5 protein-coding genes are annotated in these 9,174 nt (G+C 32.2%); all 5 read right to left on the bottom strand.

The features are described 5' to 3' along the window. Positions 1-166: 166 nt before the first annotated feature. Positions 167-1,495 (bottom strand): sugar MFS transporter, encoded by a 1,329-nt coding sequence (locus tag J1D01_RS06200; RefSeq protein ID WP_421150194.1) that lies wholly within the window; start codon positions 1,493-1,495, stop codon positions 167-169. A 243-nt stretch (positions 1,496-1,738) separates the two neighbouring features. Beyond that, the gene (locus J1D01_RS06195; RefSeq protein WP_421150193.1) at positions 1,739-3,436 is read right to left on the bottom strand and encodes a RagB/SusD family nutrient uptake outer membrane protein; all 1,698 of its coding nucleotides are present in this window, start codon (positions 3,434-3,436) and stop codon (positions 1,739-1,741) included. A gap of 19 nt (positions 3,437-3,455) precedes the next feature. Next, entirely contained in the window at positions 3,456-6,767 is a 3,312-nt protein-coding gene (locus J1D01_RS06190) for a SusC/RagA family TonB-linked outer membrane protein (RefSeq protein ID WP_421150192.1), read from the bottom strand. A gap of 453 nt (positions 6,768-7,220) precedes the next feature. Next, the gene (locus tag J1D01_RS06185; protein ID WP_372937190.1) at positions 7,221-7,928 is read right to left on the bottom strand and encodes a LytR/AlgR family response regulator transcription factor; all 708 of its coding nucleotides are present in this window, start codon (positions 7,926-7,928) and stop codon (positions 7,221-7,223) included. 47 nt (positions 7,929-7,975) lie between these two features. Then, complete coding sequence (locus J1D01_RS06180; protein ID WP_372937189.1) at positions 7,976-9,049, bottom strand: sensor histidine kinase; 1,074 nt, start codon at positions 9,047-9,049, stop codon at positions 7,976-7,978. Between the last annotated feature and the right edge of the window lie 125 nt (positions 9,050-9,174).

The raw sequence follows: 9,174 nt of genomic DNA, 5'->3' as shown, positions 1-9,174 counted from the left end.
GCTTTACTTTGATTAAATCGGCTATTTCTTGGGCTACTGCTTTTGAGGCTTCGGTTGAGTTTTCAAAAACAATGGTGCCTACGTTTTCAAATCTTTTTTCAAAACCAGTGGCTTTGTCTATATTACTCTGTAACATGGTTGCTTTTTATATTTCTTTTGTGTTTTATTATTGTTTTTTTGACCAACTTTTGTACTTATGACCCCAAACGGCAAAAAACAGAATAAAGGCATAGCACGGGATTAAAATCCAGTAACTACTGGTTGATGCAGAAGCCATAGCGTCTGCTTCTTGTATGCCGTTAGCTATTAATTCATGTTTATTTAAATCTACAATCCTTCCGTATAAAGGCGGGATGATAGCGCCACCTGAAATGGCCATAATTAATAAAGCCGAAGCTGTTTTGGTGAATTTCCCTAAACCATCTAATGTTAGTGGCCATACAGCTGGCCATACTAAAGCGTTAGAAATACCTAAGGCGGCTACAAATAAAACAGATGTAAAGCCTGTGGTAAGTAGAATACAAGTGCTAAAAATAATTCCTAAAGCAGCACTAATTCTAAGCGCGGTGCCTTGTTTTAAATATTTTGGTATTAAAAATACGCCTAAGGCATAGGTAAATACCATAGCCAATAGGGTTAATGTGGTAAAGAATTTTGCTTCGGCAGCTGGGAATCCTAAGGATATTCCGTAAGCTATAATGGTATCTCCAGCTATTACTTCGGCACCTACATAAACAAAAAGTGTTAAAACCCCAAGCCATAGGTGTGGGAACTGAAAAATACTGGTTTTTGCCGTAGTATTGGTGGTGTCTGCTGCTTTGGTTTCTTCGGCTTCAACATGAGGTAAAGGCGCTTTTCTTATTAAAATACCAAGTACTACAAGTACAATGGCCATTATTAAATAAGGCATAAAAACACTGTCTGCCATAGTATCTAAAAGCACGCCTTTTTCTTCTGCTGAAGCGGTTTCTAGTTGTTCTTTTACTTTGTCTATACCAGATAGTAATAGGGCGCCAAAAATTAAGGACCCTAAAGCCCCTGCTACTTTATTGGCTATTCCCATAATGGCTATACGTTTGGCACCACTTTCAATTGGTCCTAAAATGGTAATGTATGGGTTTGAAGCTGTTTGTAGTAAGGTCATTCCAGTGCCTTGAATAAATATACCTGTTAAAAAGACCCAATAGGTTCTGGCTTCGGCTGCTGGTATAAAAACTAAGGCCCCTATAGCCATGATTATTAAACCTAATGACATGCCTTTTCTGTAGCCTATTTTGTTTAAAATGTATGAGGCTGGTAAGGCCATAACCACAAAGGATATGTAGGATGCTGAGGCTACTAAATAGGATTGGGCATCGGTTAACTCATTGATGGTTTTCATAAAGGGTATTAAGGCTCCGTTTATCCAAGTGACAAAGCCAAAGATGAAAAATAAACTCGCTATGATTGCTATGGGGATTAGGTTGGTGTTAGGGGTAGTTTGTGATTTTGCCATGTGTTTTTAAGATAAAATTAATTTTAAGGGTTATTTATTATTTTATAAATATATAACCTTAATTAATTGAGTAATAAAATTATTAAATAATAGGGGGTGATTTTTAATTATTTCGACCAATAACTTTGTGTGTTCGATAAATAATGTACTATAATTATTAAAGTAGGCAATATGGGATGTAGAAAAAAAAATCTCGTTATATTTTTATAACGAGATTTTTTATAATATAATAATATTTAATTATTACTCCCAACCAGGGTTTTGAGTTAGGTTAGGGTTAAGACTAAGTTCATCTAAAGGAAGAGGTTTTAGATAAGCTTTGGTTTCATCAAAATCAAAAGCACCATAAGGTTGGTATGGGTCAAGATAGTCATTTTCGTCTAAATAGATTGTGGTAGTTCCAACTCCATTTTCAACAATACCATCATAAAAATAAGCTCCTAAAGGTGTATCTCCATTAAATAACTCATGCGCTCTCCATCTTAATAAATCATTTAATCTAAATCCTTCTGCCATAAGTTCTACAGTTCTTTCTCTACGAATTTCTTGTAATATAGGGGATAAAGTATATCCGTAATCAGGCCATTCAGAATCTGTAACTGGTGTTAAAGACATATATGGCATACCAACACGGTCTCGTAATAAATTGACTGACTTATCTAAATCGGCTTGAGAAATAGTACCTAATTCTGCTTTAGCTTCAGCAAATATTAATAAGGCTTCGGCATAACGCATTATAACTTTAGATGTGCTTCTTGTATAGTTATTATCTTCATCACTATAAGTATTATAATCTCTGTATTTTTGAGATTCATACCCTCCGTTAGCATTTTCGAGATACGGAACTGTCCAGTATGTATATGTTCCATTGTCCAGTCTTGTAATATCTCCAGGAACCATTAAAGTTGCAGCTAGTCTAGGATCTCTGTTTTCTTCTATAGTAGATAAATCATTGTCATTTACCTCCAAATTAGTTTCTGAAAGAGGTAAACCATCTGCACAAAGGTAACTACGTATAGCAAAACGGGTGTAAGAACAGTTATTTGGCCATGAAATCTGTAAATCATTTCCTACTGATAAACCAGCATAATCATAATCTCTCCACAATATCATTTCGCTGTTACCGGTTAATCCTGAAGTGTTAAATAATGATCCATAGTCATTGTGAAGTGAGAAAATCCCACTATCAATAATATCTTCTGCAGCATCTGCAGCAATTTGTAAATATGATGATCCGTCAGAACCATCAACACCAAAATCAGTACCGCTATGGTATTTTTCCCAAGTACCTTCAAAAAGAGCAACTCTTGCTTTAAGCATTTGTGCAGCTTCTTTACTAACTCTAGGGTATGTATCTAAATCAGGAAAAGACTTTAATAGAGAAATGGCAGTATCTAAATCAGATAAAATAAAATCTGCAACTTCATTTCTTGGGTCTCTAGAGGCATATACATATTCTTCATCTGTATTGTCAAAATATTCAGGGAAAATGGGTAAATCACCATAATCAATTAACAAATTAAAATAGTAGTATGCTCTAAAAAAGTAACCTTCGCCGGTGTAATGATCTATATCTGTTTGGTCTCCTGAAGCTTGATCTGTATGGTCTAAAAACCAATTAGCTTCTCTTACTTCATCCCAACTCCATATTGATGCAGTTGATGCTGTAGGAACAGTATATATACCCAATAATCTATCAGAAGGAGTTTGATTCATCACTAAATCTGTTCCATTATCAGGTAATGCTGAAGATCCAGTTCCTGCATTTGCCCAAGAAGGTAAATCTCTGTAAAACCCATTAGCAGCAATTCTTAATTCTTCAGGAGTAGAGTAATAATCAGCCTCTGAAACCTCATCTAAAGGGGTTTTGTCTAAAAAATCTTCACAAGATGATAAAGGTATCATCAAGCAAAGGGTGATTAATTTTAATATATTTTTCATAATTCAATTAGTTTATTGATTAAAATGATACGTTTATTCCAGTAGAAAAAGTTGATGATAATGGATATGCTGATGCACTACCAAAACTACCTGCAACAAATTCAGGATCATAGAATAACATATCTGAAATTGTAAGAAGGTTTTCACCAGCAATAAATAATCTAATTTTAGAAATATGATACTTACTTGTAATTTCATTAGGGATAGTATATCCTATTTGTAAATTTTTAAGTCTGGCATAAGCACCATTTTGTAAATATCTATCTACTGCAAACCTGTAATTTCTATTATTATTACCAGGGTTGTTAGAGTAGGGAGCAGGGAAATAGGCATCTGTATTTGGTCCTAAAGGGCTATCAGTATCTTCAGGTCTAAAATAATCTAAATGCTCTTCATAAACCATAGCATGTAATTCTCCTTGTGCAGGTCCTCTAAATCTTTGGTGGTTAGAAACTAAAACATCTCTCTTACCAACTCCTTGTACAAACATATTCATATCCCAATTTTTGTAGTTTAAGCCTATGTTAAAGGAATATTGGTAACGAGGTGTAGAATTTCCAATGACACTAAAATCTCCTGTGTCTCCTTTTACCCAATTTCCTCTATCTATAACTCCATCTCCATTTAAATCTTTGTATTTAGTATCTCCGGCAGCCCAAGTACCTGTTCTTACAAATGATTGGTCTATTGTATAATTTGCTGCTTCATCATCGGTCATAAACCATCCATCCCATGTTAATCCCCATATTTCGCCTAAATCTTTTCCATTCCAATATGTTTGAGTGAAGTCATTAGTTTCATTAGGATAATCAACTATGGTTCTTTTATAGTCAGATAATACAGCTCTAATATTATAACTAAAATCACCTAATTGTTGTCTCCAAGAAGCCTCAAAATCCCAACCTTGAACTCTAGAGGTTCCAATATTTGTTAATGGAGATGTTGTTCCTAATTGTGATGGTAAATCTAAACCAGGAGCGGCCATTCCCTCAATATCGGTTCTGTACCAAGAGAAACCTACATTTAGTTTGTTATTAAAGGCTCCAAGATCAAAACCTATATCGGTGGTTTTTACGCGTTCCCATGTTAAACTTTCACTGGTAAGACTTGGTGTTTGAGCTAAGAGTTCTTGACTACCATTGAATAAAAATGAGCCTGTACCATCGGCATCTATAGAAGAAACATAAAGGTAATTGTTTACGTTTTGGTTTCCTAGAGTACCATAAGAACCTCTTAATTTAAATGTGTTTACATTATCAAAAGGCCAAAAGTCTTCTTTAGCTACATTATATCCAACAGAGTAAGAAGGAAAACCAGCCCATCTATTATCTGGTTCGAATCTTGATGAACCATCACGTCTATAACTAAATTCAAATAAATATTTTTCGTCGTAATTATATCTAAATCTACTAAATATACTTTGTATAGCCCAATGAGATAATGCGTCATCTACACTTCTGGTTACATCACCATCTTCATTTGTTAATTCTGATGTACTAATAGATATATAGTTTTCAGAAATAAGATTTGCTACTGATGCTGAAATAGCATCATAACTATAAGCTTCACTTTGATATCCTACAGTAGCATTAAAATTATGCTTGTTTATTGATTTATCATAAGTGGCATATAAATTTGGAGAAAAGTATTCGTTATTTATATAGGTTGGCTCATAAGCAGAACTATAACCACTTCTTGAAAGCGCAGAAAAAGTAGACCCATCTGGATTTGTGAATTCTGTTTCAATTAATTTATATGCTTGAAAATTATTATTTCTTCTATAATTAAGTTGAGCCGTGAATTTTAAGTCTTTAATTGGTTCTATAATAAACCTTGGAGATAATACTAATTGATTGTTCTCGGTCTCATAACGTTGATTTTCCCAAAAAGGGTATTGGGCTTGTTGTAGTGGGTTGCCTAAATCATCAACTGTTGGTAAAGTTGGTTTTAATTTTGTTATAGCATCTAATATTCTAGAGGTATTATTTGCCACACTACCTCTTCCCATATCTGAAGGGAAGTTAGAGTCACTCTTTAAAAATTTAGATACAAACTCTATGGTTAACCAATCATTTGCTTTTGCAGAGAATTTTGCATCAACGTTGTATCGGTTAAAACCTTCATCGCCATGAACTAACAAACCTTCTTCGTTGTATGCACCTGCAGAAAAATAATAGTTTATTTTTTCATTACCACCAGAGAAACTTAAATTATGTTTGGTTTTTAGCGCATAATCTTTAAAGAGGAAGTCTTCCCAATCTGTAGCAGATGTTGCCCCCATACCTAAATTAGTAACATTCCATGAATTATTATTGTCAATATCTTCTATACCAGAAGGTGCACTTCCAGGGTTTTCCATGTTTTGAATAATATAACCATATTCTTCTTCTGTCCAATAATCACCTTCACCATTGTTTCGTCTAGCATCTTGTATTGCGTAAGCGAAGTTAATTGGACTTGCTGATTTTGGCCATGCTGAAGGTCTAGAGAATTGAAAGTTATTACTATAGGTAACTTTAAAACCTCCATTCATGTTTTTACCACTTTTGGTAGTTACTAAAACAGCACCACCTGCAGCACGAGAACCATAAATAGAAGCAGCAGCAGCATCTTTAAGCACTGAAACAGATTCTATGTCTTCAGGGTCAATATCATCTAATCCCATTTCAATGCCGTCAATTAATACTAATGGTCCAGCATCATCAATATCACCAGTTCCACCACTTGTAATAAAACCACGAATATTTATATCTGGGCTAGCTCCAGGTTGTCCACCAAGGGCTGTATTACTAACTACTAAACCAGGAACAGCACCTTGTAAAGACTGTATTGCATTTGCTGTTGGTCTGTTCTCAAAAGCTTCACTGCTAATTTGAGAAACAGCAGCCGTTAAGTTTACTTTTTTCTGTGTACCATAACCAACAACCACAACTTCTTCTAGTTGAGAGACATCTTCTTCTAAAGTAATGGTAAAATTAGTTTTGTTACTAACAGCAACTTCTTTAGTGATAAAACCTATGTATGAAACTACAAGGGTTGCATTTGAACTAGAAACATTTATTACAAAGTTTCCATCAAAATCTGTTTGAACACCATTAGTGGTGTTTTTTTCAAGAACATTTGCTCCAGCTAAAGGTATTCCGTTACTATCGTATACCATACCTGTTATTTGTAATTGCTGAGCGGCTTTGTTTATTTTTTTTTCAGTTTCAATTGTGTTTGTGGAAGATGCATAAACACCAGTAAAACACAACAAAACAAAAGAATTAAAAATAGTTATTAGCAGCCTTCTTTTTAAATAGAAAAACCTACTACTTAATTTAATTTTCATAAGATCTGTTTAGTTATTATTGTTAGACAATTAGTTAAATTTTGTTTTTTTTAACTAAAAACTGTTTTGAGTTATATTGTAAGTTAGTTTTTAGTATAATAATAAGGTAATTGTTTATTTCATAAATTATGTTTTAGTTATATATTGAGATTATCATTTTAATGTATTTGTTAAAAAATAAGCTAAAAAATTAACGTGGTTTTAACTTTAATTTAAGGGTTATTTTACCTTGAAAGTACTAATAATTAACTAAACTTAAATATTTCCATTTCTTGTGAATTAAAAATTTCGACGAATAACTTCAGTGCTTCGACTAAAACAGAATTAATGTGTTAAATAAAGCTTAATTGATTATATTGCTTGAGAGAACTTAACAGTTTGAAAAACAAGAGAGTTGTTGAATGTGTTTGTAAAGTGCAATTTAAAAAAAGTAAAAGTTTAATAACGTGGTGGTTATATTGAAGAATTTAGAATTTTTTGCTTTACTTCTTCTAAGTATGATCTACCTATTACATATCTAAGACCTTCTATTTCTACACTATTCCCTTCAACAGCATCAATTTTATTAATGGCTATAGTGTAGGAGCGATGAATTCTTATAAAGTCTCTAGATGGAAGCAGGTTTGTAAAATCTGATAGTGTACTGTGTATAATGTATTTTCCGGTAGTGGTATTTATTTTTAGGTAGTCTTTTAGTGATTCAACCGTTAAGATTTCATCTAGATAGATTTTTTTCATTTTCTTTTTGTCTATTTTAACAAAAAGATAAGGGCGATCAGTAGATTCGTTTACAGATTTATTGTTTTCTAGCCTTCGGTTTACTTTGTTTAAAGCTTTCATAAACCGAGGAAACTCTATAGGTTTTACTAAATAATCAAGTACATCTAACTCATAAGTTTCAAGAGCAAAATCTTCGTAAGCGGTGGTTATAATAATTAAAGGAGGATTTTCTAAACTTTTAATAAAGTTTAATCCGTCTAAAACAGGCATGTTTATGTCTAGAAAAATAACATCAACTGTTTCTGTTTTTAGATAATTTAAGCTATCTATAGCATTAGTGAAAGTTGTAACAATTTCAAAATTTTCAATCTTTTCTAAATAATTTTTAATAACATTAATAGCTAATGGTTCATCATCTATAATCAAACATTTTGTTTTCATTTCACTAACTTTTTAAGTATAAATTTTCTTAATAGCTATTTTGGCTATTATGCAACTTTTATTTTTAGTTTTACTACAAACATGTTGTTTTTATTTCGTATTGATAGTTTGTAGTCTTCTTTGTTATAGCCCAAAGCAAGCCTTTTTTTTACGTTTTCTAACCCAATACCACTGGATTTGTTAAAGCGTTCTTTATGCTTAGTTTTTAAGGGTAAAGGGTTTGAGATTGTAAAGTAAAGAAAATCTTTATTAATTGTTAAATTAATATCAATTTTAACTTTTCCAATATTTTTTTGAGCCCCGTGTTTAAAAGCATTTTCTATAAAAGTGAGTAGCAAAATAGGTGCAATTTTTTTGTCTTGTATATCGCCAGAAATAGACATGTTTACTTCAAGTCCATCATTATGTCTAATACGTTCTAAATCAATATAGTTTTGAATGCATAGTATTTCATTTTCTAAAGATTGTCTTTTGCTTCCTGTGTCATATAAAAGGTAGCGCATTAATTCAGATAATTTCAATATGATTTTTGGAGTTTTTTTGGAGTTTTCAACAGCCAAAGAGTAGATGTTATTAAGTGTGTTAAAAAAGAAATGTGGTGATATTTGAGTTTTTAGGAAAAGTAATTCTGTTTCTAATTGTGCTTTCTCTAAATCGGCTACTCTTTTGTGTTCTTCTAAAAAATCTAAAGTTATTTTAATAGCGGTTACAAATGTAATTACGTAAAGCTCTCCAAACATCATATCTATAGTGTAATCAATGGTCATTACACTTATAGGTTCTGGGCCTTCTGGCCAAACATTTGTGCTAACTAGGTAGTAGGTTAAATTAAATTTAACAAATACCATTATGAAAATGGCAGAAAGAATTAAAAAAATATAGCGAGTGTATCTCTTCTTAAAAGCAAACTTTGGCATTAAAACATAAATGTTTAAATAGCATAAAATCATGTGAATAGGGAATCCTATTAAGTTGGTTGTTAAGGAATATAAATAAGGAAATTCTTTAATGTCACTAAAATAGCTGCCCCATCTTAAAGTGTTTAGCGTAAAATAAACTAACCAAAAAAGAACATGATGTTTTAATGATACGCGATAAAAATGATTAGTGTTAAATTTCATTGTAAAGAAATGTTTGTCTGTAATTTTTTTGGTGTTTAACTAAGTTGAAGTGTTATCCGTCTAAATTACTTTTATTAATAACTAAATTTATAAAAATTTATGACTTTAACAAGCTAAACGACTAA

The sequence above is a fragment of the Seonamhaeicola sp. NFXS20 genome (assembly GCF_049132085.1).
Taxonomy (GTDB): Bacteria; Bacteroidota; Bacteroidia; order Flavobacteriales; family Flavobacteriaceae; genus Seonamhaeicola.
This window is presented reverse-complemented; position numbering and strand designations above follow the sequence as displayed.

Excerpts from the sequence above, each read along its gene's own strand:
- J1D01_RS06200 (WP_421150194.1), bottom strand. The coding sequence starts at position 1,495 with ATGGCAAAATCACAAACTACCCCTAACACCAACCTAATCCCCATAGCA.
- J1D01_RS06195 (WP_421150193.1), bottom strand. The coding sequence starts at position 3,436 with ATGAAAAATATATTAAAATTAATCACCCTTTGCTTGATGATACCTTTA.
- J1D01_RS06190 (WP_421150192.1), bottom strand. The coding sequence starts at position 6,767 with ATGAAAATTAAATTAAGTAGTAGGTTTTTCTATTTAAAAAGAAGGCTG.
- J1D01_RS06185 (WP_372937190.1), bottom strand. The coding sequence starts at position 7,928 with ATGAAAACAAAATGTTTGATTATAGATGATGAACCATTAGCTATTAAT.
- J1D01_RS06180 (WP_372937189.1), bottom strand. The coding sequence starts at position 9,049 with ATGAAATTTAACACTAATCATTTTTATCGCGTATCATTAAAACATCAT.